This window comes from Corallococcus silvisoli (assembly GCF_009909145.1).
GTDB classification, from domain to species: domain Bacteria; phylum Myxococcota; class Myxococcia; order Myxococcales; family Myxococcaceae; genus Corallococcus; species Corallococcus silvisoli.
Genome location: NZ_JAAAPJ010000007.1, coordinates 383852 through 409490 on the forward strand (window position 1 = coordinate 383852; position 25639 = coordinate 409490).

At 72.4% G+C, this 25639-nt stretch carries 20 protein-coding genes; 8 read left to right on the forward strand and 12 right to left on the reverse strand.

The annotated features are described in order from the left end of the window. Positions 1 to 4: 4 nt before the first annotated feature. From GTY96_RS15925 to GTY96_RS15935, 3 genes are read right to left on the reverse strand one after another with little or no spacing between them, the layout of a single operon-like run. Positions 5 to 1444 (reverse strand): aldehyde dehydrogenase family protein, encoded by a 1440-nt coding sequence (locus GTY96_RS15925; protein WP_161665165.1) that lies wholly within the window; start codon positions 1442 to 1444, stop codon positions 5 to 7. Positions 1445 to 1471: 27 nt separating this feature from the next. Next, the gene (locus GTY96_RS15930; protein WP_161665166.1) at positions 1472 to 2923 is read right to left on the reverse strand and encodes an aldehyde dehydrogenase family protein; all 1452 of its coding nucleotides are present in this window, start codon (positions 2921 to 2923) and stop codon (positions 1472 to 1474) included. 39 nt (positions 2924 to 2962) lie between these two features. After that, positions 2963 to 3637 carry a TetR/AcrR family transcriptional regulator gene (locus GTY96_RS15935; RefSeq protein ID WP_161665167.1) on the reverse strand — a complete coding sequence of 225 codons (675 nt, stop codon included), beginning with the start codon at positions 3635 to 3637 and terminating at the stop codon, positions 2963 to 2965. A 126-nt stretch (positions 3638 to 3763) separates the two neighbouring features. Between GTY96_RS15935 and GTY96_RS15940 the strand changes: the two genes are divergently transcribed. From GTY96_RS15940 to GTY96_RS15950, 3 genes are read left to right on the forward strand one after another with little or no spacing between them, the layout of a single operon-like run. Beyond that, entirely contained in the window at positions 3764 to 4390 is a 627-nt protein-coding gene (locus GTY96_RS15940) for a phospholipase D-like domain-containing protein (RefSeq protein WP_161665250.1), read from the forward strand. Then, positions 4387 to 4995, forward strand: a complete 609-nt coding sequence (locus GTY96_RS15945) for a glutathione S-transferase family protein (RefSeq protein WP_161665168.1) — start codon at positions 4387 to 4389, stop codon at positions 4993 to 4995. Before GTY96_RS15940 ends, GTY96_RS15945 begins: the two co-directional genes overlap by 4 nt. A 40-nt stretch (positions 4996 to 5035) precedes the next feature. Continuing rightward, positions 5036 to 6400 carry a sensor histidine kinase gene (locus GTY96_RS15950; RefSeq protein ID WP_143903973.1) on the forward strand — a complete coding sequence of 455 codons (1365 nt, stop codon included), beginning with the start codon at positions 5036 to 5038 and terminating at the stop codon, positions 6398 to 6400. 25 nt (positions 6401 to 6425) lie between these two features. Here GTY96_RS15950 and GTY96_RS15955 read toward each other — a convergent pair whose 3' ends face one another. Both GTY96_RS15955 and GTY96_RS15960 read right to left on the reverse strand, forming a co-directional pair. Further along, positions 6426 to 6800: a helix-turn-helix transcriptional regulator gene (locus GTY96_RS15955; RefSeq protein WP_143903974.1), complete on the reverse strand. Its 375-nt coding sequence runs from the start codon at positions 6798 to 6800 to the stop codon at positions 6426 to 6428. 447 nt (positions 6801 to 7247) lie between these two features. Continuing rightward, a complete protein-coding gene (locus GTY96_RS15960) occupies positions 7248 to 8129 on the reverse strand; it encodes an NAD(P)H-dependent flavin oxidoreductase (protein WP_161665169.1) in 882 nt (293 codons plus the stop codon). A 239-nt stretch (positions 8130 to 8368) separates the two neighbouring features. Between GTY96_RS15960 and GTY96_RS15965 the strand changes: the two genes are divergently transcribed. The 3 genes from GTY96_RS15965 to GTY96_RS37645 are packed head-to-tail and all read left to right on the forward strand — an operon-like array spanning position 8369 to position 13681. After that, a complete protein-coding gene (locus GTY96_RS15965) occupies positions 8369 to 10777 on the forward strand; it encodes a HEAT repeat domain-containing protein (protein ID WP_161665170.1) in 2409 nt (802 codons plus the stop codon). Positions 10778 to 10825: 48 nt separating this feature from the next. Continuing rightward, positions 10826 to 11788, forward strand: coding sequence for a ParA family protein (locus tag GTY96_RS15970; protein WP_143903980.1), 963 nt, complete (start codon positions 10826 to 10828; stop codon positions 11786 to 11788). 9 nt (positions 11789 to 11797) lie between these two features. Then, positions 11798 to 13681: a hypothetical protein gene (locus tag GTY96_RS37645; protein ID WP_235685633.1), complete on the forward strand. Its 1884-nt coding sequence runs from the start codon at positions 11798 to 11800 to the stop codon at positions 13679 to 13681. A gap of 34 nt (positions 13682 to 13715) precedes the next feature. On the opposite strand, the gene GTY96_RS15980 is transcribed toward GTY96_RS37645, so the two are convergent. The 3 genes from GTY96_RS15980 to GTY96_RS15990 are packed head-to-tail and all read right to left on the reverse strand — an operon-like array spanning position 13716 to position 17683. Next, positions 13716 to 14711 (reverse strand): M48 family metalloprotease, encoded by a 996-nt coding sequence (locus GTY96_RS15980; protein WP_143903981.1) that lies wholly within the window; start codon positions 14709 to 14711, stop codon positions 13716 to 13718. Continuing rightward, entirely contained in the window at positions 14711 to 15298 is a 588-nt protein-coding gene (locus GTY96_RS15985; RefSeq protein WP_161665171.1) for an SH3 domain-containing protein, read from the reverse strand. Before GTY96_RS15985 ends, GTY96_RS15980 begins: the two co-directional genes overlap by 1 nt. Positions 15299 to 15328: 30 nt before the next feature. Then, entirely contained in the window at positions 15329 to 17683 is a 2355-nt protein-coding gene (locus GTY96_RS15990; RefSeq protein ID WP_161665172.1) for a CHASE2 domain-containing protein, read from the reverse strand. 254 nt (positions 17684 to 17937) lie between these two features. Here GTY96_RS15990 and GTY96_RS15995 point away from each other — a divergent pair, with 254 nt between their 5' ends. Continuing rightward, on the forward strand, positions 17938 to 18468 hold the full coding sequence (locus GTY96_RS15995) for a TspO/MBR family protein (RefSeq protein ID WP_143903987.1): 531 nt from the start codon (positions 17938 to 17940) through the stop codon (positions 18466 to 18468). 27 nt (positions 18469 to 18495) lie between these two features. Here GTY96_RS15995 and GTY96_RS16000 read toward each other — a convergent pair whose 3' ends face one another. From GTY96_RS16000 to GTY96_RS16010, 3 genes are all read right to left on the reverse strand, one after another. Continuing rightward, positions 18496 to 18675, reverse strand: coding sequence for a hypothetical protein (locus GTY96_RS16000; RefSeq protein WP_143903989.1), 180 nt, complete (start codon positions 18673 to 18675; stop codon positions 18496 to 18498). 144 nt (positions 18676 to 18819) lie between these two features. Then, positions 18820 to 20763, reverse strand: a complete 1944-nt coding sequence (locus tag GTY96_RS16005) for a PAS domain-containing sensor histidine kinase (protein WP_161665173.1) — start codon at positions 20761 to 20763, stop codon at positions 18820 to 18822. Between the two features lie 202 nt (positions 20764 to 20965). After that, positions 20966 to 23575 carry a M1 family aminopeptidase gene (locus tag GTY96_RS16010; protein ID WP_161665174.1) on the reverse strand — a complete coding sequence of 870 codons (2610 nt, stop codon included), beginning with the start codon at positions 23573 to 23575 and terminating at the stop codon, positions 20966 to 20968. A gap of 164 nt (positions 23576 to 23739) precedes the next feature. On the opposite strand from GTY96_RS16010, the gene GTY96_RS16015 reads away from it, so the two are divergent. Beyond that, the gene (locus GTY96_RS16015) at positions 23740 to 24600 is read left to right on the forward strand and encodes a J domain-containing protein (protein WP_161665175.1); all 861 of its coding nucleotides are present in this window, start codon (positions 23740 to 23742) and stop codon (positions 24598 to 24600) included. Between the two features lie 7 nt (positions 24601 to 24607). Here GTY96_RS16015 and GTY96_RS16020 read toward each other — a convergent pair whose 3' ends face one another. After that, on the reverse strand, positions 24608 to 25579 hold the full coding sequence (locus GTY96_RS16020) for an endonuclease/exonuclease/phosphatase family protein (protein ID WP_143903997.1): 972 nt from the start codon (positions 25577 to 25579) through the stop codon (positions 24608 to 24610). Positions 25580 to 25639 lie beyond the last annotated feature (60 nt).

The following is a 25639-nucleotide window of genomic DNA, read 5'->3' on the forward strand; positions in this document are numbered from 1 at the left end:
CATCCTATTCGAACAGCTTGCTCGCGAGCCGCGCCAGCCGCTGCGCCTTGCCCCGGTACGGCGGGAAGAACAGGTTCGTGAAGGCCGTGCGGCCCTGGCGCACCACCGCGCGCTCGTGGCTGAAGGCCTTGAAGCCCGTCTCGCCGTGGTACGCGCCCAGCCCGCTCTGCCCGACACCGCCAAACGGCAGGTGAGGGTTCACGTTGTGCAACACCACGTTGTTCACCACCGTGCCGCCCGCGCTCGTCTCCTTCAGCAGGCGCTCCACCGTCGCCTCCTGCTGGCTGAAGACATACAGGGCCAGCGGCTTGCCCCCCGCGCGCACCTGCGTCACCACCTCATCCAGTGACTCGAAGCGGAGCACCGGCAGCAGCGGCCCGAAGATCTCCTCCTCCATCACCGGCGACTCCGGCGTCACATCTGCCAGCACCGTGGGCGCGATGTAGCGCGTCTCCGCGTGCACGCCGCCGCCCACCACCACCCGCGCCCCTGCCGCCACGGAGGCGTCCATGAGCCCGCACACGCGCCGGAACGCGCCGTCATCCACCATCCGGCAGAAGTCCGGCGTCGCCCGCCGCGCCTCCTCCGTCTTCCCGTAGAAGCGCTCCAGCGCGGCCTTCAGCCCCGTGAGCAGCGCCTCCTCCCTCGACGCGTGCACCCAGACATGGTCCGGCGCGATGCACGTCTGCCCCGCGTTGAGGAACTTCCCCCAGACGATCCGCTCCGCCGCCGCGTCCACGTCCGCTGACGCATCCACGATGACCGGCGACTTCCCACCCAGCTCCAGCGTCACCCCCGCCAGGTGCCGCGCCGCCGCCTCCATCACCCGCCGCCCCACGCGCGGTCCCCCCGTGAAGAAGAAGTGGTCGAACGGCAGCCGCAACAGCGCCTCGCCCACCGCGGGACCGCCCTCCACCAGCGCCACCTCGTCCGCCGGGAACACGTCCCGCAGGAGCTGCGCCAGGAAGCGCGCCGTGCCCGGCGTCTTCTCACTGGCCTTGCACAGCACCGCGTTGCCCGCCGCCACCGCCGCCACCAGCGGCGACACCAGCAGGTGGAACGGGTAGTTCCACGGCGCCAGGATGAGCACCACGCCCTTGGGCTCCGCGTGCACCTCGCTCTTCGTGCCCGCGAGCAGCAGCGGCGCGCCCACCTTGCGCGGCTTCATCCACGCCTTCAGGTGCTTCTGCACGTGCGCCAGCTCCAGCAGCACCGGGAGGATCTCCGTCGCCTCCACCTCCGCCGCCGGCTTGTGGAAGTCCTCGTGCAGCGCGTCCGCCAGCTCCTCCCGCCGCTCCAGCAGCAGCGTCTTGAGCTTCTCCAGTCGCGCGAGGCGCTCCTTCGGCCCTGTCTTCGCCAGCTCCCAACGGCGCGCCTGCAAACGGTCGAACACCGTCTGCAGGTCGCTGGGGACCAGGGCCTCTTCCACTGACACCACGCGCATGCCGGTCCTCTCTTCCCGCTCCCGGACCTACTCCAGCATCCGGGTCGCGCGGGAGGCCCACTCCTGGGCCTTTCCCCGATACGGCGGGAAGAACACCGAAGCCAGCGACTTCATCCACTGGACCATCACCGCCCGCTCGTGGCTGAACGTCTTGAAGCCGTAGTGCCCGTGGTAGTTCCCCAGCCCGCTCATCCCCACCCCGCCAAACGGCAGGTTCGGGTTCGCCACGTGGATGAGCACGTTGTTCACCACCACCCCGCCCGACGTCGTATGGGCGAGCACCTCCTCCACCACCTTCGAGTCCTGCGCGAACACGTAGAGCGCCAGCGGCTTCCCGCCTTCGTGGATGTGCGCGTAGATCTCCTCGCGCCGCTCGTACGTCAGCACCGGCAACACCGGCCCGAAGATCTCCGCCTCCATGATGGGCATCGCCGTCGTCACCCCGGACAACACCGTGGGCGCCACGTACCGCGACGGCCCGTCCGCCGTGCCGCCCGCCTCCACCCTCGCCCCTGCGGCGACCGTGCGGTCCAGCACCTCCTTGAGCCGCTTCCAGGCGGCCGGATCCACCACCCGCGCGAAGTCCGGGCTGGCCTGCCGCTCCGCCTCCGTCGCCCCGTAGAAGCGCGTCAGCACCGCCTTGAGCGCCTCCAGGAACGCCTGCTGCTTCGACGCCGGCACGTAGATGTAGTCCGGCGCCACGCACGTCTGGCCCGCGTTCACGAACTTGCCCCACGCCAGCGCCTCCGCCGCCGCCGTCAGGTTCGCGGACTCGTCGATGATGACCGGCGACTTGCCCCCCAGCTCCAGCGTCACGCTGGAGAGGAACTTCGTCGCCGCCGCCATCACCTTGCGGCCGATGTGCGGGTTGCCCGTGAAGAAGAAGTGGTCGAACGGCTGCTGGAGCAGCGCCTCAGCCACCTCCGCGCCCCCCTCGAACGCCGCCACCTCGTTCTCCGGGAACACGTCCCGCACCAGCTGCGCCAGGAAGCGCGAGGTGTGCGGCGTCTTCTCACTGGGCTTGAGCATCACCGCGTTGCCCGCCGCCACCGCCGCGATGAGCGGCGCGGCCAGGAGCTGGAACGGGTAGTTCCACGGCGACAGGATGAGCACCACGCCCTTCGCCTCGAAGCGCACGTGGCTGGACGCGCCCTTGAGCGTCAGCGGCGTCGCCACCCGCTTGGGCTTCATCCACGCCTTCAGGTGCTTCACCGTGTGGTTCAGCTCCTCCAGCGTCGGGTGGATCTCCGTCAGCTCCACCTCCACCGCCGGCTTGCGGAAGTCCTGATGGATGGCCTCCGCCAGCTGCTCGCGGCGCGCGATGATGGCCTCGCGCAGCTTGCGCAGCCGCGCGATGCGCTCCGCCGCCGTGCCGCGCGACAGGTTCCAGCGGTTCGCGCGCTGCGACTCGAACACCGAACGGATGCGGTCGATTTCAGCGGTGGGCTTCGGAAGGAGGGACGCGACGGCTTCCAGCATGACGGGCTCCATTTTGGATTCGGAAGAAGACGGGTGGGGTCAACGGGCCTCGAGCCCGCGAAGGAGGGTGGTGATGGCCGCCGTCAGCTCGGCGGTGAAGTCCACGCGCAGCGGCGCCATGTGCGGCAGCGTCAGCACCTCGCGCGCCACGGGCGCGATGTCCGCCATCTGCCGCAGCCCCGTCATCAGCGCGTGCACGTGGCGGATGAGCCGCCCCGCCGTGTCCGGCGTGAGGAAGGGCAGCCGCTCCTGGAGCAGCGCCGCCGTCGTCCCCATGGACACGAGCACCCGCTCCTTGAACGCCTGGGCCTGCTCCACCGACACGTTCTGCTCCAGCACCGTCTGCATCAGCGCCAGCAGCCGGGTGAACGTCTCCTCCCCCTCCAGCGACGCCGCCACCGTGCGCGCCAGCCGGGGCCCGGTCCATTCCCCCCCGCCTTCGGAGAGCCGCCCGTTCAGCTTCGCGAACCACGCGGTGAGCAGGTCGTCCAGGAGCGCCAGGAACAGCGCCTCCTTCGTCGGGAAGTAGAGGAACACCGTCCCCTTCGCCAGCCCCGTCCGCGCCGCCACGTCCGCCATCTTCACCTCGGCGAAGGACGTGGCCTCGAACAGCGCCCGCGCCGCGTCCAGCAGCTCCCGCCGCCGCGCTTCCTTGTCCGAGTCCCGCCGCGCCCTCGGCGGAACCCCCTTCTTCGCCGCCAGTGCCGCCACCATGACCCTCGGTTAAATGACCGCCGGTCATTCGTCAAGCTGACCGCCGGTCATCCATCCACCGGTGGACGGTGCAAGGGCACGGGGGGATGGAGTCATGTAATCCAATGTGAGACTCTGGGTGACATGATGAGACCCATCGACGCGGAGCTGCTGGCGGGGCGCGCGCTGTACCAGGAGGTGGTGCTGCGCAAGCTGGCGCACGCCCGCGAGTCGGTGTGGATGGCCACGGCCAACGTGAAGGCGATGTACGTGGAGCGGGCGGCGGGGCGGTTCGTGCCGCTGCTGGAGGTGCTGGACGGGCTGGCCGCGCGGGGCGTGGCGCTGCGGCTGTTGCACGCGGAGCTGCCCAGCCGTCCGTTCCGGGCCGCGTTCGACGCGCGCTCGCGGCTGGTGAAGGGCGGGCTGGAGCTGAAGGTGTGCCCGCGCGTGCACTTCAAGGCGGTGGTGGTGGACGGGGCGTGGGTCTACCTGGGCAGCGCCAACCTCACCGGCGCGGGGCTGGGCGCCAAGGGGGAGGACGTCCGCAACTTCGAGATGGGCTTCGTCACGGAGGACTTCGACACCATCGACCGGACCACGGCGCTCTTCGACGCGGTGTGGAGCGGCGCCGAGTGCCGAGGCTGCCGGCTGCGCTCGGTGTGTCCTGACCCCATCTTGCCCTCCGGCGTGGGACAGGCGAAGAAACGGGGGCGGGATGCGGTGCGCCTGGGCAAGGCCCGGCGCCTGCGTCGCCCACGGGAGGACTCGACATGAAGCTGTACTACGCGCCTCGCACGCGCTCGACGCGTCCGCGCTGGCTGCTGGAGGAGCTGGGCGTGCCGTACGAGCTGGTCCGCGTGGACCTGGCCCAGGGCGCGCACAAGCAGCCTGACTATCTCCAGCACGTCCACCCGCTGGGCTTCGTGCCCGCGCTGGAGGACGGCGGGCAGGTCTTCATGGAGTCCACCGCGCACCTGCTCCACCTGGCGGACCGCTTCCCGCAGAAGGGCCTGGCGCCGGAGCCCGGCTCCCCCGAGCGCGCCGCCTACTACCAGTGGATGGCCTTCGCGATGACCACGCTGGAGCCGCCGCTGGAGGCCTTCCTCGAACACACCCAGTCCCTGCCGGAGGCCCAGCGCGTCCCCGCCCTCGCCGAGCGCGCCGTGCAGCGCTTCACCGACGCGGCGCGGGTGCTGGACGCGCGGCTCGAGGGACGTGAGTTCGTCGCGGGTTCGCGCTTCAGCGCGGCGGACGTGCTCGTGGCGTCCATCCTCGCGTGGGCCGGCTCCCTGGGCCGGACGAAGGACTTCCCGGGGCTGCAGGCGTACGCGAGGCGCCAGCTCGCGCGTCCCGCCGCGCAGCGGGCCCGCGCGGACTAGGCCCGGGGTGACGGCTTCGGATCCACAAGCGCGGGAGGCCGTGGACGGCGACGTCCTGGCCCGGCAGCGGGTGCGACGGCGCACCTATTGGTGGTGCGCGCTGCTCATCGCCCTGGGCGCCCTGGCGCATCCGCTGGTGCTGGGCGGCGTGCATCCTCCGTTCTTCCTGGCGCACCTGGTGTGGGCCGGGACGTTCGTGGTGCTGGGCGCGCTCGTGGGCGTGGGCCGGCTCCGCCCTCCGCTGAGCGGCATCGCGGCGGGCGTGGTGAGCCTCTCCGCGCTCACGGCGAGCATCCACGCCACCGGCGGCCTGGAGAGCCCGCTGTTCTCCGCCTTCTACACGGTGCCGCTCTTCGTCACGGTCTTCACCCCGGGCCAGCGGCTGCCGGTGTGGACCGCCATCGGGGGCACGCTGGCGGCGGTGGTGCTGATGACGTGGCTGGCGCACGCGCCCGTGTCGGCGGTCATCAGCCAGTCCATCAGCCTCAGCTTCGTGTTCCTGGTGGCCGCGCACGGCGCGGAGACCTTCCGCCGCCTGCGCGGCGCCGAGCGCACCGCGCACCAGGAGCGCGTGGAGGCCCTGCGCCAGCTGGCGGACAGCGAGTCGCGCCGCGCGCGCGTGGAGCGGCAGCGCGCGGAGGTGGAGCGGCTGGTGGTGGTGGGGCAGTTGGCCGCGGGCGTGGCCCACGAGGTGAACAACCCGCTCGCGTACGTGAAGTCGAACCTGCGCTACCTCCAGGAGGAGTGGGCGGAGGGCGCCCCCGAGGACATGGACGACGTGCGCCGCGTGCTGGAGGAGACGCAGCAGGGCGTGATGCGCATCCAGCAGATCGTCACCGACCTGCGCCAGTTCTCCCGCGAGGCCCCCGACGGCGCGGAGTCCTGCGACGTCGCGGAGACGCTGGCCGAGGCGCAGCGGCTGGCCTCGGTGCGCCTGCGGAGCCTGGGCGTGGTGGAGCGCGACGTGGCGCAGGGCCTGGCCCCCGCGCGCGTCACGGCCCGCCACCTGGTGCAGGTGCTGGTGAACCTGCTGCTCAACGCCGCGGACGCGCTGGAGTCCGCGCGCCCCAGCCGCCCCGCGCGCGTGGTGCTGCGCGCGCGCATGGACGACGGCCGCGTGAGGGTGGAGGTGGAGGACAACGGTCCGGGCATCCCCGAGGCCGCGATGGCTCGCCTCTTCGAGCCCTTCTTCACCACGAAGCCGCCCGGCAAGGGCACCGGCCTGGGGCTGGCGCTGTGCCGCGACTACGTGGCCCGCGCGGGCGGGACGCTGGAGGCGGAGAACCGCGCGGAGGGCGGTGCGCGCTTCATCCTCCGGCTGCCCACCGCGGGCACGGCGTGCCCCCCGGTCCGCCGCGAACCGCCCGCGCCCGTGGAGGCGGACGCGGAGCCCGTGGCCGAATAGCGCTCCCCCCGGCGCGAGCCTTCGCTCATCGCTCCAGCGCGTGCGCCACCTGCCCCAGGAGCCGCAGCCGCGGGGAGTCCAGCTTGCGCACGGTGCGCAGCAGGCGGCGCACCTCGGGGCGCTCGCGGTACTCCGGCGGATCCTCCGACAGCTGCGGCGCGCCGTCCTCCGTCACCGCCGCCGTCGCGCTCAGCCCGAGCAACACGTCCGACGAGCAGTTGAGCACGAGGCACAGCTTCCGCAGCGTCCGGACGCTCGGCAACATGTGCCCGCGCTCCAGCCGCCCGTACACCTCCGTGGCGATGCCCACGCGCTCGGCGACATCGGCCTGCGTCAGCTCCAGGCGCTGCCGGGAGGCGCGCACCGCGTTTCCAATAAGGGTTGCCAGTCGTTGTTCCATGGCGTGGAAAACCTGTCGAAAGAGGAGCTTCTCCCCCCGCTTTTCAGACGGAGAGGTACCGGGGAGAAGTCGCTGCCTTGCGTGACCTCGTGAGACACAGATTACGAGTGGGGTCTGACATCTCCGGGCGTACGGACAGGCCCCGCAAACCCGCGACAATTCGCTGTTTCCGCCGTTCTCGCGCACGCGTTTCGCAAGGCTTCCCGGGTGCGTTTTTCTCACGTGCTGAGCGCGCCGAACCGGGGTGGTAGGCGCGCGCGCTCTGGCCCCTCCCAACACGTCACGGGAAGGCCGTGCGAGGTCGCCCGACGTGCCGGGTCGCTTCGTGCGGTGGACGACTTCTTCAAGGGTCCGGGGAGACCGCGCGCTCCAGCGGGACAGGCTGGAGCGGGGCTCGAACCCGGACGTTCTTTTCGCGCGCGGGCGGACTCGCGCCGCGGCCCGCGTTCAGCCTCCGGACGGCAGCGCGGCGCGCGCTTCGGTGTACTCGCGCACCATGCGCTCCACGACGGTGGCGGCGGGCAGCACGTCCTTGACGAAGGCCACGCCCTGGCCCGCGCTCCAGGTGTCCTTCCAGGCCTTGCCCTGGCCCGCGCGGAAGCGCTCCAGCGCGGTCTTGAGGAAGTTGCCGTGCACGCCCGTCACTTCCTTCGTGTACTCCAGGTCCTCCGGGCTCGCGTCCACCAGCGCCTGCTTGTAGTCGGGCGCGGCGCCGGCCTCCTCGGTGGCGAGGAAGCGCGTGCCCACGTACGCGCCATCCAGGCCCAGCGCGAGCGTCGCGGCCAGGTGGCGCCCGGTGGAGAGCGCGCCCGCGAGCACCACCGGCACGCCCAGCTCCTCCTTGAGCCAGGGCCCGAGCACCAGAGGGCTCAGGTTGCCGGCGTGGCCGCCCGCGCCCGCGCCCACCGCGACGAGCGCGTCCACGCCCGCCTTCGCGGCCTTCTCCGCGTGGCGCAGGGAGATGACGTCGCTCCACACCTTGCCGCCGTACGCGTGCACGCGCTCCACGATGGGCGTGGGGTCGCCCAGGCTGGTGATGACGAGCGGCACCTGGCGCTCCACGGTCGCGGCCACGTCCTCCTCCAGGCGCTCGGCCCACTTGAGGATGAGGTTCACGCCGAAGGGCACGTCCCTGGGGAACGCGGCGAGGAAGTCCCGGTAGGCCTGCGCGGTGCGGTAGTTGAGCGACGGCACCGCGCCAATGGCCCCCGCGCGGCCGGCCGCCTCCAGCAGCGCGGCGTTGGACACCAGGAACATGGGGGCGGCGATGATGGGATAGCGGATCCCCAACATCCGGGTCACCGCGGTGTCGATGCGCGAAGGAGCCATGCGCGCATTGGACCATGCGTGCACGCGGGCGCGAGGCCGAAAAATCGGCCTGGGCGGCGTTGTCAATCCTGGCGTGCCTTCGCGGGGGAAAACCCCTGGTGTTTCCGTGGTTTACGTAGCACGTAGGGCTGACGTAAGGTGCGCCCCCCGACGTCAGGTCGGGAAAGCCGGGGAGTCCCTTCGGTGATGCGAACCGGGGAGCGCCGCCGAGCGCCTTCGCGGGGAGGCCAGAGCCAGTCGTGAGTGACGAGCGTCCGGACGCGCTGCTCAAGAGCGCACTCGAAAAGATCGTCTACTTCGAGGCCCGTGCGCAGCAGTTGCATGGCGAGCTGGCGAGCGCGCGCGACGAACTCTCGCACCTCAAGGAGGACCTGGCGGAGGCGCACCAGCGGGAGCTGGACCTGCGCCGGGAGCTGGCGGAGCTGGAGGTGCGCGGGGGCCGCGCGCAGGCGGAGCGCGAGGAGCTGACGCGGCTGAACCACGCGCTGCGCCTGGAGCGCAACCAGCTGATGGAGAAGCTGCTGGATGCGAGCCGCATCCACTCCTCCGGGCAGGCGCGCGCGGTGGCGGACGACGATGACGACGAGCTGGGGTTCGACCTGGCGTCGTTCATCTCGCAGCTGCGCAGCGAGGTGATCCTCCGGGGTGACGCGGTGCCTGCGGTGCGCTCGCGGGTGAGCGGGCCGGCGGTGCCGCTGAAGGCTTCGGAGCCGAGCGTGCCGTGGACGGACCGTCCCGCGCCGCCCATTCCTCCGCGAGCCTCGGCGCCCTTGCATTCGGGGCTGTCGCCGGTGGCGCGCGAGGCGCAGCGGCTGCAGGACGAGGGGCGGCTGCGGGTGAGCCCGGAGCAGATGGCGGAGCTGTCCGGTCATGCGGGCAGCCCGACGGACGAGACGCTCTTCGGGTTCTCGGTGCGGGAGCTGTCGGCGGCGGACGCGGCGGCCCGGGTGCGCGCGGCGGAGCGGCTGAAGGCGCTGGCGCATCCGGCGGCGGCGCCCGCGTTGGCGGCGGCGCTGCATGCGGAGACGGACGCGGTGGCGCAGGTGGCGCTGGTGCAGGCGTTCGCGGGGCTGTGCCGGGAGGAGGGCGCGTCGGTGGTGTCGCCGCTGCTGTCCTCGCCGGTGCCGGAGGTTCGCATCGCGGCGTTGAAGGCGCTGCTGGTGTTGGCGCCGAAGGACGCGGCGCCGCATCTGGCGCAGGCGATGAAGGATTCGGACCGGTCGGTGCGCCGGCGCGCGTCGTTGTTGGCGTTGGGGTTGGAGGGGGAGACGGCGCGGCGGCTGGGCGAGGACGCGATCCACGACACGGATCCGGAAGTGCGCGCGCTGGCGGCGCTGGCGTTGGGGGCGGGCCGGGGCGAGAACGCGCGGACGTTGTTGCTGGAGGCGCTGGACGACGACGAGGCGCGCGTTCGCAAGGCGGCGGCGCAGAGCGTGTCGCGCATCCTGGGGCAGGACGTGTCCGCGGTGGTCGCGCTGGATGATGCGCACCGTCGGCGGGAGATCCGCCGGCTGGCGACGCTGCCGGTGAAGCCCGTGCGCGCGACGCTGGATGTGAAGCCCGCGGTGGCGCAGGCGCAGCAGCCTGTCGCGGTGAATGGCGCGCATGCCGCGGTGGCGCAGGCGCAGCAGCCTGTCGCGGTGAATGGCGCGCATGCCGTGGCGACGCAGGCGCAGCAGCCCGTCGCGGCGAATGGCGCGCATGCCGTGGCGGCGCAGGCGCAGCAGTTCTTTGTGGCGAACGGCGCGCAGGCCGTGGCGGTGCAGGCACAGCAGCCCGTCGCGGCGAATGGCGCGCAGGCCGTGATGGCTCAGGCGCAGCAGTTCGTCGCGGCGAATGGCGCACAGGCCGTGATGGCGCAGGCGCAGCAGTCCGTCGCGGCGAATGGCGCACAGGCCGTGATGGCGCAGGCGCAGCAGTCCGTCGCGGCGAATGGCGCGCAGGCCGTGATGGCGCAGGCGCAGCAGTTCGTCGCGGCGAATGGCGTTCAGGCGCAGCAGCCCGTTGCAACGAATGGCATGCAGGTTTGGGCGGCGCATGCACCGCGGCCTGTCGCGGCGAATGGCGTGCAGGCCGTCGCGGCGCAAGCCCAGCGGCCCGCGCCCCCGATGACGGCTCACGCCGCGCCGATTCCACGTGCGGACGATGCCGCGAACAGCTCGCAGTGGACGGTGGTCCCCGTGGCCTCCCCTGCGCACGTCGTCGCCACCGTGGGCGTGGCCCGCTCCGCACCCGCCGTGATGAACGGCGCCGCCCCCGTGAGGGTCGCGAACGGCGGGCCGGTGTCCTTCGGCTCAGGCCCCGCCGTGCCGCCCGTCTCTTCGGTTCCGCCCGCCGCTCCCGCGCAGCCCGCCGTGCGGCGGACGCCCGTGCAGGCCGCGCTGGTGGCCATGGGTGCGCCTCCTCCGGCTCGCGCGCCGGTGGCCGCCCCCGTCACGCCTCCGGTGCCTCCGCGCCGGGGCCCTTCTCCCGTCGAATCGCTGTGTGGGGCCATGTTGCAGGAGGTGCGGGTCGCCGTCCGGGGACGCTCGCTCGCCGAGCTGACGGCCGGACTCTCCGCTCCCCCGGAGCTGGCCCAGGAGGCTGTTGCCCTGCTGGTGGCCCGAGGGGCCATCGTGCGAAGGGGGCACAAATACTTCGCCGCTTGAGGCAAGGTGCAGCGCGCCGGGCCTCACACGTCATCCGAAGGGTCGTTCATGGAAGCGCCGACGTACAGCTCGAAGCAGGTGGCCGAGATGCTCGGCGTGACTCCGAAGGCCATCCCCTCGGAGCTGCGCAAGGAGACCTACGGCCCGGAGGACGTGTGGGAGCTGCGCACGACGCTCGACCGCTTCCCTCCCACCGCGGGCCACCGCCGCCAGCTCTTCCTCAACTTCAAGGGCGGCACCGGGAAGACGTCCCTGTCCACCTCGTACGCGTGGCGGCTCGCGGAGATGGGCTACGCGGTGCTCCTCATCGACCTGGACAGCCAGGGGCACGCCACCAAGTGCCTGGGCTACGAAGGCGAGGACTTCGAGAAGACGCTCCTGGACGTGCTGGTGCGCAAGACGCCCCTCGTGCAGGTGGTGCAGAAGTCCACCCTGCCCAACCTGGACTTCATCCCGTCCAACCTGAGCATGTCCACGGTGGACCTGGCGCTGATGCCCATGGCCGGCCGTGAGTTCAAGCTGCGCAACGCGCTCAAGGACGTGGAGGCCCAGTACGACTTCATCGTCTTCGACGCGCCCCCGTCCTTCGGCCTGCTCAACCTCAACGCGCTGATGGCCGCGAACGACCTGTTCGTGCCGGTGCTCGCGGACTTCCTCTCCTTCCACGGCCTCAAGCTGCTCTTTGAGACGGTGCAGAGCCTGGAGGAGGACCTGAACCACGTGCTGGACCACGTCTTCATCGTGGTGAACTCCTTCAACGCCACCTTCAAGCTGGCGAAGGAGGCGCTGGAGGCACTTCAGACGCACTACCCCGAGTACCTGCTGCCCACCATCATCCGGCAGTGCACCAAGTTCGCGCAGGCCTCCAGCGAGGGCCGCCCGGTGTTCGTGGCGGACCCCACGTCCAAGGGGGCCAGCGACATCCAGGCCATGCTCGACAACGTGCTGCCCCGCCTGGTGGCCGCGCACGCCGCCGCGTCCAAGAGCGGCACCGCGACGAAAGCCGGCTGAGATTCCGCCATGAAGAAAGCCTTTGAACAGAACGTGTCCCGCGCGAAGCCGCGCCTCCGCCTGGGGGCGCTGACGGGCGCACTCGACCCGGCCGACCCGACGGGGACCGCCGCCGCCAACCCGGAGCCCGCCGCGCCGGCCGCGCCGCCCGTCGCGGAGGCCCCGGACCTGTCCGCCGAAGTGCGCGCCCGCATCGAGCGCCGCGGCGCCCCGCGCCCCACCGCCGCCGAGGCGCTGGAGGCCGCGCTGCACGCCCCCAAGGCCGCGTCCCCGCAGGGCCTGCCCGCGGTGACGGCGCCGACGTTCTCGCCGGTGTCCCACGCGCTGTCCGCCCTGGTGTCCCCGGAGGCGCGGCGCGAAGAGGAAGAAGCCCCCCCGGCGCCGTGGTTGGAGCAGGACGCTCCGGAGGCCTCGGCCGACTGGAACGTGGCGCAGGCGCCCGCGCCCGAGGAGTCCGCCTGGGACGCGGACGCCGTGCCCCCCGTCTCGCACCGGGAGGTCGCCGAGGCGGTGGCCGCGTCCGCATGGAGCGTCTCCGCCGCGCACGTCGCGCAGCAGCGGGAGTCCGCGGTCGAGGCGTTCGCCCGGGAGCCGGTGGCCGCCGAGCCGACGCCCACGTTCGTGCAGGCCGCGCCGCCGGAAGCCCCGGTCCCCGCCGCCGCGCGCTGGGATGCGCTCACGGCGCGGCCGGAAGCCGCCGTGCACGTGGACGCGACGCGCATCGCACCCCTGGCCCACTCCGCGACGCACAGCGATGCTCCGCGCGCCTCCGCCCAGCCGGAAGCCGCCTGGGGAGCCCCTGCCACCTCCGCCTCGCAGCCTCCGGTGGCGCGGATGGACGCCGCCCATGGCACGCCGGCCACGTTCGCTTCACCGCCTCCCGCCATGGCGCAGCCGGAGGCTCCTCGGGGCGCGCCGGTCACGTTCGCCTCGCCGCCTCCGGTGGCACAGGCCGACGCGGCCCGGGGTGCGCCGGTCACGTTCGCCTCGCCGCCTCCGGTGGCACAGGCCGAGACGGCCCGGGGCGCTCCGGTCACGCTCGCGGGCCCGCCGCCCGGAGTACAGTTCGATGGACGGATGGGCGTTCAGGCCCTCCGCATGCCTGCCGAGGCCGAGCCCATGACGACGTACGCTGCCGTCCAGGCCTCCACCGTCACCACCACCGAGCCGGTGGCCCGACAGGACACCCCGCCCGCGCAGGTCGAGGTGCAGACCCCCGCCCCTCCTCGCGAGGAGCTGGACTCGGAGTCGCGCCGTGAGCGCCTCAAGGCCCGCCTCAAGGCCGTGCGCGAGAACCCGCGTCCGGAGCCGCTGCCCGCCACCGTCGCCGAAGCCGGACAGCGCGCGGTGGAGCGCATCACCCACCTCCAGGCGGAGCTCACCAAGGTCAAGGCGCTCAACCTCACGCTCACCCAGGACCTGGAAGTGGCCCGCCGTCAGGCGGAGAAGGCCACCGAGGAAGCCCGCCTGCGCATGGACGAGGCCCGCCGCCTGTCCGCGGAGATGGAGGGCCGCGTGAAGCTGCTCGCCGACCTGGAGCGGGAGCTGGCCGCGCTGGAAGGCGAGCGCGACGAAGCGCTCCTGTCCCTCCAGGAGTCCCGCCAGGCCCTCCAGGCCGCCGCGAAGGAGCACGACTCCCTGGCGCAGGTCGTCACGCGCGGCAAGCAGGCCCTCGCGGACAGCCTCGCGGAGGAGGAGCGCCTCGCCGTGGAGCTGGAGGGCGCCAAGGACGAGTCCTCGTCGCTGCGCCGCGCGGTGGAGACGCTCCAGGGCGAGCGCGACGTGCTCGCCCAGCAGGTCGCGTCCCTCACCGCCGAGCGCGCCGAGCTGCTGGAGGCGCGCAAGGCCCTGGAGTCCGTGCACCGCGCCCTCAGTCAGGCCACGGTGCGCTGAAGTCACGGGGACCCGCGCGGGTCCCCGTCCGGCCCTACTTCGTGTCCTTCGCCACGCCCCGGGCCTTCCCGCCCGGCGCGGGGCCCACGATGGCGAAGGCGGTGGGCAGCGCGGGGCTCTGGAGCGACGCGGGATCCAACCGCGCGAGCGCGTCCTCGTCCCGCTCCCGCGCCGCCAGGATGCGGGAGATCTGCGCCATGCGCTCCTCCTTCTTCGGGTGGTTCTCCAGGATGCCGCCACCGCCCGCCGTCTGTTCGAGCAGCCGCGAGTACTCCCGCGGGTCGTAGCCCGCGGACAGCAGCAGCTCCACCGCGAGCGCGTCCGCCGCCATCTCCTCGTCCTTGCGGTTGCCCTTGCCCAGGGCCTCCACGGTGCCTTCGGCCATCTTGGCCATCAGGCCCGTGTCCGAATCCAGGTCCAGCCGGCCATCCCGGCCCCCCGCGTCCAGCACCTTCGCGGCGACCGCCGACACGACCGCGTTGCCCACCGTGGCGAGCTGGCAGGTGTTCACCTTCACGGAGACATACTGGTGCAGGGCGTGCTTGAGCACGACGTGGGCAATCTCATGCGCCAGCACGCCCGCGAGCTGCGCCTCGTTGTCCACGCCCTGGAGCAGCCGGCGCGTGACGAAGACGTAGCCTCCCGGGGCGGAGAGGGCGTTGAAGTTCTTCGGGTCCTTGAGCACGGCGAACGTCCAGCCCAGCTCCGGCCGCGGTGACTGCATCGCCAGGTTGCGGCCCACCGTGTTGACGTAGGTGTTCAGCCCCTCCTCCGCGGCGCTCGCGAGCATCAACCCGCCGCCCTGCTGCGCCCAGTGGATGGCCACCGCGCTGCCCAGCGCGTACTCCTCCTGGATGGCGGGCTCCACCTTCAGCTTGTCGCACGCCTGCACCTTCTCCGACGTGGCCACGGCCGCCCGGCCCACCTCGCCGCCCAGGTTCGTGGCCTTCAGGCTCTTCGTCACCTGGGCGCAGGACGTCAGACACAGGCCCAGGCCCGCCACCGCGAGCATCCCCATGCGCGAGCGCATCACTTCGCCCCCTTCGTCGGCTTGTTGGAGCCCTTCGCCACCTTCTGCGGACCCACGGCGGTGTTGGGCGCCACCACGGGGAACAGCCCGGCCTGCCTCACGTGCGCGTCGATCTCCACCGGAGTCACCCGCCTGGCGATTCCCTCCACCTTCTGGATCTGCGCCACCGCGTCCGCGTAGCCACCGCCCTTCTCGCGGCCGTACTTCTCCGCGCCCGGGCTCAGCGCCTTCACCGCCGCCCCGCTGGAGACGAAGGCCGCCGGGTCGATGCTTCGCGTCTTCCCGTCCTTGGCCACCAGCTCCATGTCGGGCGGCTTCGTGGACAGGTTCGTCTGGAACACGTAGCCGGGCTTTCCTCCGGGCTCCGTCACCTGGTGCCATTGCTTGTTCGTGGGGTCCGCGCCCTTCCACGTCACCTGCTGGCCGGGCTGGAGCACCGCCACCACGTCCGCGGTGGGTACCGCGCTCTTGAGCACGCGCGTGTTGCGCGCCTTCACGTAGAGCTTCTCGTCCTTCTTCACCGCCCACGCGGCCGTCACCGGCACCCCCAGCGTCAGCAGCACCAGGCCCCATGTCAGTCGCTTCATCGTCGTCGTGCTCCCAACGTCATTACGCCGTCACTTCTCCAGATTCGCGACGCCGTCGAACTTTTCCGGAGGCGCTTCCAGGTACTCGCGGCAGCGCTCCAGCAGCTTCCCGGTGGGCCCGTCCTCCGGCGCCCGCGCCGTCTCCGCCTCCAGCACCGCCACCGCCTCCGCGAAGCGCGCCTCCCGGTACAGCCCCAGGGCCTCGTGGTAGCGCGCCACCGTGCGCTGGGTGCCGGCATCCAGCTGCCCCTTGAGCGCGAGCAGTTCGTAGACCGTGACGGCCTCCGTCTTGCCCGCCACCCGCACGCGGTCCAGCTCGCGCACCTCGATGTGCTCGCGCGCCAGCTCGTACGTGCGCGGGCCAATCATGATGACCGAGCCGTAGGCCTTGTTCGCGCCCTCCAGCCGCGCGGCCAGGTTCATCCCGTCGCCAATGGCCGTGTAGCTGAAGAGCTGGTCGCTGCCGAAGTTGCCCACGAAGTTCACCGCGCTGTTCACGCCGATGCGCGTGTACACATCCGGGAAGCCCTTGCGCCGGAAGTCCTCGCGCAGGACCTCCACCGCCGCCTTCGCCGCGAGCGCACCCCGGCACGCGCGCACCGCGTGGTCCTCCTGCGCCATGGGCGCGCCGAAGAGGCACACCACCGCGTCGCCAATGTACTTGTCCAGGCAGCCGCCCTCGCGCAGCAGCGCCCCGCTCACCGTCGTGAGGTACGTGTTGAGAATGCGCACCAGCTGGCGCGGGTCCTCCTTGAAGCGCTCGCTGAAGGTGGAGAAGCCGCGGATGTCGCTGAAGAAGGCGGTGATCTCCTTGTTCTCCCCATCCAGGCGCGGCAGCTGCCGCGAGCGGATCATCTGCTCCACCAGCTTCGGCTCCATGAAGCGGTGGAACGCCTGCCGGATGAACTGCGTCTCGCGGTTGGCCACCAGGTGGTTGAACGCCAGCGCCGCCACGCTGGCGCCAATGCCCGCGAGCGCCGGCATCGCCATCAACACATGTGTCTGGGTCGTCCGCAGCAACAGGCCCGTGAACCCATACAGCCCGAGCACGAGCACCAGCGGCCAGCCCACCTCCAGCGGCGTCCAGCGCGCCGTCATCAACAGCACCGCGGACACCAGCGCCACCAGGAAGGTGATGCCCAGGTCCACGCCCGCCGGCGCCCGCGTGATGAAGGCGCCGGACAGCAGCGCGTCCACCACCGTGGCCTGCTTCACCAACCCCGGCTGCGTGGGAGAGAACGGCGTCGCCTTGATGTCGTTGACGCCCACCGCCGTGCCGCCGATGACCACCACCTTGTCCCGGAAGGTGTCCGCGCCCAGCGCCACGGGCTTGTGCGCGCTTCGGCGGATCCAATCCTCCAGCACGTCCAGCAGGGGCACCAGGGTGAAGCGCTCATGGAGCGGGCCGCCGTAGTCCAGCGCCGCGCTGCCGTCCGCGTCCACGTGCCACGCGCGCTCGCCCAGCTGGAGCGTGCGGCCGGAGAGCGTGAGCTCCTTCGCGCCCACCAGGTCCGCCAGCATGCGCACCGGCAGCGTCACGTAGGTGTTGACGCCATCCGAGTAGGCGAAGTGCGTGCGGCGCATGAAGCCGTCCGTGTCCGCCTCCGTGTCCACCAGCCCGAAGCCGGTCACCGACCCCACCAGCGCGGTCGTGGGCGGCACCGGGTAGCGGGGCCGCCACTCCCCGCCCTGCGCGCGGTACCGCAACGCCGGCAGCGCACCCCCATCCGTCCGGCGCGCGGGGAACGCGAGCGCCCGCGCCAGCGCCCCGGGCTCCAGCGTGGGCGTGGCCGTGGCGGGGGCGTCCTCGAACTCCTCGGGGAACGCCTCGTCAGCGGGGGGGGCGTCCGTGGGCGCTGGGGAGGGCGCGGCCTCCGGGGCGGTCAATGGCACGGCGGCGGTGAAGTCCGCGCGGGGCAGGGGGCTCGCGGTGCCGCTGGTCACCATGCCCACGTAGAAGGGCAGCCCCGTGTCTCGCAGCACCTGGGCGAAGCCGAGGTCGGCGGACTCGTCCGACGCGCGCTCGTCCATCACCGCGTCGAAGAGGACCGCCTTCGCTCCCGCGGCCTTCAGCTCCTGCGCGATGCGCGCCCACAGCGTGCGCGTGTACGGCCAGTTGCCGAAGTTGGTGCGCAGCTGCTCATCCTGGTTGATGCCATCCAGCGTGCGCTGGTCGATGGCCACCACCACCACGTGGGAGGACAGCCCCCGGCCGCCGGTGAACGTCACCAGCGCGCGGTCGTATGCGATGTGCTCCACGTCCTGGAGCACGCCGCTCCACTCGCCCGCCCACGCGACGAGGGTGGCCACCAGCGCGACCCCGAGCATCTGCGACCCGTGGTGGCGCCAACGCTCCTGGATGCTCTTCCACAGCTCACCCGTCACGGACCCTCCCCGCGAGGCCGGCGCCGGCACGCTACCCCGGGACGCGCCTCCGCGACACACCGCCTCCAGGCTGTTTCAGCCCGACGGGCATGTATCAAGGTCAGTGATAGCAGGAGTCCCTGTGATGCCGGAGGGCCCCCCGTGGGGCGGGCGTGCGAGCGCCCGCGTCACACGGGCAGGCAGGCGCGCATGGCGGCCCACTGTGGGAGGACACAGCTTGTGGCTTCGCACGTTCACACGCGGGGAGGAATGCCATGCGGATCAGCGCGCTGGGAGGCTCCGAGGGTCTGGAACACAACCCCACGCTCAACCGCGAGTCCGCGGTGGCGCTGGGCGCCTTCGCCGCCCTCACCGCCGGGGCCGTCTACGTGGGCGCGCGCAGCACCCGCGAGGCCGTGTCACAGGGGTGGTACAAGCGGCTCCGGAAGCCGCCGTTCCAGCCGCCCCGCGAAGCCTTCGCGCCGGTCTGGACCGCCCTCTACGCGCTCATCGCCGTCTCCGGCTGGCGCATCTGGGGCTCGCCCGCGGGCGCTGAGCGCTCTCGCGCCCTGGGGCTTTGGTTCGTCCAGCTGGGCCTCAACGCCGCGTGGTCCCACCTGTTCTTCGGCAGGCGCCAACTGACGGCCGCGGCGGTGGAGAACGGGGCGCTCTTGGGCAGCATCGTGGCCTACACCGTCGCCGCGAGCCGCGTGGACCGCAAGGCCCCGTGGCTGATGGCCCCGTACCTGGGCTGGGTGTCCTTCGCCAACGTGCTGTCCGCCGACATCGCCCGCCGCAATGCCTGACGGCGGGTGCCGCTGGTCCGCGGTGTTTCAGTTGCGCAGGCGGGAGGGCCGGGCCGCGTTGAAGGAGAGCACCGCGGCGAAGTAGCGCGCCTGGTTCTCCGACGTGCAGCGCACCTCCTGGACGCGTCCCGCGACCTTCACTCGGACGACCCATCCCTCGTTGTCGCGGCTCACCGGGGTCTCGCTCGGCATCGTCAGGTTTTCCATGTGTGCTCTCCCTCCCGTGCGGCCATCCAGAGCAGGGGGCGTGCCAGGGCCAGTGAGCGTGAGATTCCAGCCCTTTGCATGCGGCTTGCGACGGGGGGGAACAGCCGGGGCTGAAGTTCTTTCAGCGCGCGCCGGGTGACCGCTTCAGTGCAGGTGGCGGTCCGCCCAGGCGAGCGGGAGGGCGGGCCGCGCGGCGGCGAGCGTTGGCAGCGCGACGTAGAAGGTGGACCCCTGGCCCGGTTCACTCTCCACCCAGATGCGGCCGCCATGGCGCTCCACGATGTCGCGGCTGATGTAGAGGCCCAGCCCCAGGCCCCCGTAGGAGCGGCTGGAGGCGTTGCGCGCGCGGAAGTAGCGGTCGAAGAGCTGCCGCTGCTGGTCCTCCGGGATGCCGATGCCCGGGTCCTTCACGGACAGCACCGCCACGTCCTCGTCCACCGACAGGCGCACGCGGATGGTGCCGCCATCCGGGCTGTACTTGAGCGCGTTCTCCAGCAGGTTGAGGACGACCTGCTCCAGCCGGTACGCGTCGCCGTGCACGGAGATGGTGCGCGGGGGCCGTTCGAAGTCGAAGACGTGGTTGCCCCTCTGTCCTCCCAGGCTGGCGAGCGTGTGCTCCACCAGCTGGTCGAAGCGGGTGTCCTCCGGGTGCAGGGCCAGCCGGCCCGCTTCGATGCGCGACGCGTCCAGCAGGTCGTTGATGAGGCCGGTGAGGCGGGTGAGCTGGTGGCGCGCGTGGCGCAGCACGCTCGGGTCCAGGTGCTCGCCGCGCTCCAGGCGGCGCTCCAGCGTGGCCAGGCGCAGGCTCAGGGGCGTGAGCGGCGTCTTCAGCTCGTGGCTCGCGATGGAGAGGAAGTCGTCGCGCACGCGGACGGCCTCCTGGGCCTCGCGGTACAGGTGCGCGCGCTCCTCCTCCGCGCGCTTGCGCTCGGTGACGTCCTCCAACAGGACCCCCACGCCCAGCACGCGGCCGTCGGGCGTGCGCACCGGGTAGAAGCTGCCTGAGAAGGAGCGCATGGGGCCGGGCGCGCCCAGGTCCTCGGTGGTGGCCTCCTGGCTCACCATCGGCTCGCCGGTCCGCAGGACCTGCCGCGGGCCCAGCTCCGCGACGGCGCCCGGCGCCCCGAGCAGCTCCGGCAGCGTGTGGCCCACGTGCGCCTCCGCGGGCAGGCCGTTGATGCGCGCGAGCGTCTCGTTGATGCGCACGTAGCGCAGCTCCGTGTCCAGGAAGCCGATGCCCACCGGGGCGCCGCGGAAGAGCAGGTCGAGCTGGGCCATGTTCTCCTCGCGCTCGGCCTCCACGCGGCGGCGGTCGGTGATGTCCTCCACGATGGCCACCCCGCCCTCCACCGAGCCGTCCTCGGCGTAGCACGGCGCGAAGCGCACGCGCACGGGCGTCACCTTCCCGGTGCTGAGCGCGCGGTAGTCCCCTTCGTAGTCGCAGCGCTGTCCGCCCAGCGACTCGCGCACGCACGCCATGATGTTCTCGTCGCGCAGCGTGAGCAGGTTCACGCCCACGAGGTTGCGCTTCGACGTGCCCATGAGCTGCGCGAACTGCTCGTTGCAGGCGGTGAGGATGGGCACGCGGTCGAAGTGGAAGATGCCCTGGGGGGCGTTCTCCACCACCAGCTGGTAGAGCCGATCCCCCGTCTCCTCCGGACGCACCGGCGCTTCAGGGCCGTTGGCCACGTGCTCCAGGGGCTCGTCCAGCGTGTCGATGACCTCGTGCAGCCGGCGCATCGTGAGGACGATGCGCTCCTCCTCGTTCACGCCAGCGGCGCCCACCGTCAGCTCCACCAGCAGCTCCACGCCGTCCTTGCGCCGGGCGAAGACGCGGGTGGGGCGCCCGCTGAGCAGCTTCCTGCGCGACAGCAGGTAGCGCACCAGGCTCACGCCTTGGAAGGAGTGCAGGCGAGAGGGAAAGAGCTTGGTGACGGGCTTGCCCAGCAGCTGCTCGCGGTCCCACCCCACCAGCCGCTCCGTCGCCGTGTTGACGTGCAGGATGTGCTCGCCGGAGTCGCACGCGATGACGGGATCCACCGCGGCGTCCAGGACGGCCTCCAGCTCCCGTATGGCTCCTCCAGCCATGCCTCGCTCCTGGTGGGAACCGTCCGTGCGCACACGGCGCGGACGGTCCTGCCGGGACAGGGGACCCCCGGCGTTGGCGGGTGCGCGGAGTGGCACCCGTGCGCGTTCCCTTTGCCTACAGATGCACACTGTGGGCTGGGATGGCGCGGCGAAGCCGGAAACCCCGGCGCTGGCGGGACCCCTGGTGGGCGGTCGGGCGGGCCTAGCGCTTGCGCTTCGGGGCCGGTGTGCGTCCGCGCTTCGCCGAGCGCTTGCGCACGGCCTTCCGGGGCGCGGTGCGGGGCGGCGCCGCGCCCAGGGTGAGCGCCTCCAGCTTCTCGCGCAGGGTCCGCGTCTCCTGCTTGAGCGCATCCAGCTCCTCGCGCAGCGCGGAGACCTCACGGGCCTGGGGCGCGCCGTCGCGCAGGGCTCGCACGGCCTCGCGGGCATAGCGGCGGGTGCGCGGGTCGCTGAAGGTCGTGCCCTCCAGCGCGGGCAGCAGGCGCCGGTCGCCCAGGGTGGAGGCCGCGTCGCACACGGCCAGCTGCACGCGGAACTGCGGGTCGCGCAGGAGCTGCGCGAACAGGTCCACCGCCTCGCGCTTGCGGTTCGCGACCTCCGCCAGCTTCGCCACCGCGCCCACGGCGGCGCGGCGCAGGAACGCGGGCTGTCCGTACGCGGTGCGCGCCACCGCCACCGGGAACGCGGCCGGGTCCTGTGACTCCGCGAGCCCGTCCATCGCGCCCGCGCCAATGACGTCCTGGAACGAAGGCCGCGCGGCGGCGGCCTCCAGCAGGGGCAGCGCGTCCGGAGCGCGCACGCGCCCCAGTCCCCGCGCGGCCTCCGCCTCCACGAAGTAGCTGGCGTCCCCGGCCTCCAGCAGCGCCCGCAGGCGGCCGGCCACCTCCGCGTCGTGGCGGAACTCGCCCAGCGCGGCCACCACGGCGCGGCGCACGCGCGGGTGCGGGGTGGTGAGCGCGCCCAGCAGGCTCGCGCGGGCCTCCGGGGTGCGGATGCGCCCCAGCGACTTCGCGCACGCGGCGCGGGTGGCCCAGAACAGGCCGGTGTCCGTCAGCGCGCGGCCCAGCGCCTCCACCGAACGCAGGCCGCCGTCCTTCCCCAGCGCGTGCGCCGCCTCCGTGCGCGCGCGGGCCTCCGGCGCGCGGGCCAGCTCCTCGCGCCATAGCCCCACGGCCTTGTCCACGTCCAGCGAGCCCAGCACGTCGCGGCGCGGATCCACCCGCACCTGAGAGGGCGCGGCGGCGCAGGGCAGGTGGAAGCGGTGCTCCGCGTCGGTGACGTCCAGCCGGTGGCGCGTGTCCTGGCCGTTCACGGTGACGACCACCTCCAGCGGGAGGCGGAACACGGGCGTGCCCGCGTCGGTGCGCTGCGCCTGCCGCACGGCGATGCGCAGGCGCGCGTCATCGGCCTCGTAGCGGACCTCCACCTTCAGCTCCGGATGGCCGGGGGCGTGGACGTACTGGTCGAAGACCGGATCCAGGTTGTGCCCCGTGGCCTGCTCGAAGGCGCGGGCCAGGTCCACCGTCTCCACCACCCCGTGACGGTTCGACGCGACGTAGTGGCGCAGGGCGCGCACGAAGAGGTCGTCCCCCACGCGGCGGCGCAGCTCGTGGAGCACCAGGCCGCCCTTCTCGTAGAGGTGGCGGTCGAACAGGTCCATGGGGGCCTGGAACTTCCGCGCGACGATGGGGCGCGCGTAGCGCTCGCGCGTCTCCGTCAGGTAGGCCTCCAGGTCGAGCGCGCGGTGGTGGTCCGCCTCGTCCCGGTCGTCGCCCTGCTCCTTCCACAGCACCTCGAAGTAGGTGGCGAAGCCCTCGTTGAGCCAGCCGTGGGGCCAGTCGCGGCAGGTGAGCAGGTCGCCGAACCACTGGTGCGCCAGCTCATGGGAGACGAGCGGCTCGGCGGTGAAGTCCAGGTGCGCCCGCGCGTCGTGTAGCACCGTGTCCACCATCGTGGTGGCCGTGGTGTGCTCCATGCCGCCCAGGATGAACTCCGTGACGAACACCTGCGCGTAGCCGCTCCACGGGTACGGTTCGCCGGTGAGGGCTTCGAACGCGGCGATCATCCTCGGCGTGCGCGCCACGCACCGCAGCGCGTCCTCGCGGCGGCCCTTGGGGAACAGGTAGCGCAGCGGCGTGGTGCCGGCGGTGTCGGTGGCCTCGTCGAACTCGCCCACCACCAGCGTGACGAGGTAGGGCGCGTGCGGCTGCGCCATGCGGTGGTGCTGCGTGCGGCGCTCGCCCAGGGTGACGTCGCTGACGAGCACGCCGTTGGACAGCGACGTCATGTTCGCGGGGAAGGTGGCGATGACCTCCGACGTGGCCTTCTGCGCGGGCGTGTCCAGGCAGGGGAACCAGCACCGCGCGTCGATGTCCTGGCCCTGCGTCCACGCCTGGAGGGGCCGGTCGGGGTAGCCCGCGTCGGGACCCCAGAAGTAGAGGCCCCGGCGGGGACGGGCGCGGTAGCTGAGCGCGATGTCGCACGCCTGCCCCGTCTCCAGCGCGCGGGGCAGCTCCACGCGCACGTGGGACCCGGAGTTGGAGAAGGGGACGACGCGCCCGTCCACGCGCGCCTCCGTGATGTCCAGGTCCACCGCGTCGAAGCTGACCGTGGACACGGCGCGGACCGCGGACACACGCGTGGTGCAGGTGCCGGTCAGGGTGCGCTGGCCGAAGTCCAGGTCCAGCTCGATGCGCACGTGCTCGGCGCGCACCGGCCGCGGCGCGGCGTAGTGCTCGGTGGCGCCGGGGAGGCTGAACGGGTGCGGGTCGGACAACCCGGCGGCGGGGGCGTGGCGGTGGCAGCAGCGCATAGGAGGGGGTGACTCTTCCGCAAGCCCGCCCCCGGGTCGAGCCGCATCGAACCGGGTCTTGTCGGAATTCCTGGGGCAGGACCCGCCGGGTCGGGCAGGGGAGGGGGGCCTGGGAGCCCGCGGTGGTTGAGAAATGGCGGGGGGTTCCCCAGGATGGGCGGACCGTGCAGGCCGTCCTCTACTTCTCCGACAAGCAGGTGCGAGAGAAGCTCTTCGCGTTCGTGGACGCCGCCGGGGGGCTGTTGCTGGTGGCGGGGGTGCATCACGACGCGGGGATGACGCGCCCGCCGCAGGCGCGCGAGCCCTTCGCCGCGCTGGAGGACGTCTTCGGGCACGTGCTGTCCCAGGTCATCGTGGCGGACGAGGGCACGGCGGAGGGCATGTGGCGGGACCCCCTGGGGGACCTGGGGGACCGGCTCTACCCGGCCGACAAGAAGCGCGCCTACGCGGTGGCCACGGGCTACGTGCTGCTGGAGGACGGCGAGCCGCGCGCGGTGGTACGCAAGCACGCCAGCCCCGCCGAGGACCTGTGGTTCCTGCAGGAGGCCCTGAGCCGGCTGTCCCCGAGCGTCCCCGCGCCGGACCCCGAGAAGCGCCCCGGCCACCGCCGCCCCGAACCCGCCCCGCGCGCGCCGCCGCGCTACGGGCCCGCCAGCGCGGGTGGGAGCGCGCGCTCCGACGAGCCCCGTGAAGAGGCGGGGGCCCGCGACGGAGCCGGCAGGGCCGGGAGGGCGGGGTGGGCGCGTGACGGCGCCGGGGCGCGGACGTCCGACGAGACGCCGCCGCGAGGCCGCCGTGCCGTGGAGCCGCCGCCCGCCGAACCCGAGGCGAAGGACCCCTGGGTCGTGCTGGGCATCGAGCGGGGCACGCCGAGGGACGAAGCACGCAAGGCGTTCCGCGTGCTCATCGCGCAGTACCACCCGGACAAGGTGGCGCACCTGGCGCCGGAGTTCCACGTGCTCGCGGAGCGCCGCACGCGCGAAATCCTGGACGCGTGGGAGGCGCTGGAGCGCGACGCCGGGTGAGCCGGCGTCAGGTCGCGAGCACCAGCGGCGGGGCCTCCAGGCGGAAGCGCGCGATGAGGGGCACGTGGTCGGACAGGCCGTGGAAGCGGCTGGTGAGGTCGCCGAAGGGCCGGGTCTCGTCCGCGTCCAGCCAGCTCACGCCGCCGCCGGAGAACAGGTGGTCCAGGTGCATGCGCAGGCGCATGAAGCCCGCGGTAGGGAACGCGCGGGACAGGCTCGGATTGATCTGCCCCACGGCCACTTGCGCGCACGTCAGGTGCGCGTCCCCCGTGAGGTAGCGGTACACCGGCGACGACGGCGGCGAGTTGAAGTCCCCGCACACCACGAACGGCTCCCCCCGGGCGTGCAGGCCGATGAAGTCCGCGAGCTTGCGCGCCTCGTGGAGCTGGTTGACGCCGCAGCCCATCTTGTCGCGCGTGGCCCAGAACTCGCGGGCGAACGGCGTGGGCAGGCTCAGGTGCGTGTTGAAGATGTGGAAGGCGCGCTGGTCGGCGCGGCGGAAGACGCGCATGTGCGCGCAGATGCGGCTCTGCTTGCGCTCCTTGAGGCCTTGCACGTGGTGGTGCGTGATGTGCTCGGGCGACCCCACGTTGTGCCGGTCCACCTGGAGCGTGCGCGTGTTGATGAGCATCGCGAGCCCGGTGGTGTAGAGCGACAGCTCGCCCACCTTGTAGTGGTGCGCGGGAAAATAGAATGCCTCGTAGGGCAGCTCTCTCCCCTGGAGGGCGAACGTCTCCTCCACGCGGGTCATGAAGGCCTCGAGCTGCGTCTCGCCAGGGCGTGTCGGCCGGTGGACGATGTTGCTGCGCAGCGACGAGGTCTCCACCTCCTGGAGGCACACGACATCCGGCAGCGGGTCCAGGGTGGCCAGGGCGGCCGCCACCCGGCGCTTGGGGCCCACGGTGCTCGCGAGCCCCCTCAGCATGTGTCCGAAGTAGCGGACGTTGTATGTGACGATGCGCAGCGCTGACGGCTCCATGGTCCGGTCGCCACCTCCCGTGGCCTCGCGGCGAAAGGTGGGAAGCCCCGAGGCGAACGT

Bases quoted from the DNA above. Each gene is read 5' to 3' on its own strand.
- GTY96_RS15925 (WP_161665165.1), bottom strand. From the start codon at position 1,444: ATGCGCGTGGTGTCAGTGGAAGAGGCCCTGGTCCCCAGCGACCTGCAG.
- GTY96_RS15930 (WP_161665166.1), bottom strand. From the start codon at position 2,923: ATGCTGGAAGCCGTCGCGTCCCTCCTTCCGAAGCCCACCGCTGAAATC.
- GTY96_RS15935 (WP_161665167.1), bottom strand. From the start codon at position 3,637: ATGGTGGCGGCACTGGCGGCGAAGAAGGGGGTTCCGCCGAGGGCGCGG.
- GTY96_RS15940 (WP_161665250.1), top strand. From the start codon at position 3,764: ATGAGACCCATCGACGCGGAGCTGCTGGCGGGGCGCGCGCTGTACCAG.
- GTY96_RS15945 (WP_161665168.1), top strand. From the start codon at position 4,387: ATGAAGCTGTACTACGCGCCTCGCACGCGCTCGACGCGTCCGCGCTGG.
- GTY96_RS15955 (WP_143903974.1), bottom strand. From the start codon at position 6,800: ATGGAACAACGACTGGCAACCCTTATTGGAAACGCGGTGCGCGCCTCC.
- GTY96_RS15960 (WP_161665169.1), bottom strand. From the start codon at position 8,129: ATGGCTCCTTCGCGCATCGACACCGCGGTGACCCGGATGTTGGGGATC.
- GTY96_RS15970 (WP_143903980.1), top strand. From the start codon at position 10,826: ATGGAAGCGCCGACGTACAGCTCGAAGCAGGTGGCCGAGATGCTCGGC.
- GTY96_RS37645 (WP_235685633.1), top strand. From the start codon at position 11,798: ATGAAGAAAGCCTTTGAACAGAACGTGTCCCGCGCGAAGCCGCGCCTC.
- GTY96_RS15980 (WP_143903981.1), bottom strand. From the start codon at position 14,711: ATGCGCTCGCGCATGGGGATGCTCGCGGTGGCGGGCCTGGGCCTGTGT.
- GTY96_RS15985 (WP_161665171.1), bottom strand. From the start codon at position 15,298: ATGAAGCGACTGACATGGGGCCTGGTGCTGCTGACGCTGGGGGTGCCG.
- GTY96_RS15995 (WP_143903987.1), top strand. From the start codon at position 17,938: ATGCGGATCAGCGCGCTGGGAGGCTCCGAGGGTCTGGAACACAACCCC.
- GTY96_RS16000 (WP_143903989.1), bottom strand. From the start codon at position 18,675: ATGGAAAACCTGACGATGCCGAGCGAGACCCCGGTGAGCCGCGACAAC.
- GTY96_RS16005 (WP_161665173.1), bottom strand. From the start codon at position 20,763: ATGGCTGGAGGAGCCATACGGGAGCTGGAGGCCGTCCTGGACGCCGCG.
- GTY96_RS16010 (WP_161665174.1), bottom strand. From the start codon at position 23,575: ATGCGCTGCTGCCACCGCCACGCCCCCGCCGCCGGGTTGTCCGACCCG.
- GTY96_RS16020 (WP_143903997.1), bottom strand. From the start codon at position 25,579: ATGGAGCCGTCAGCGCTGCGCATCGTCACATACAACGTCCGCTACTTC.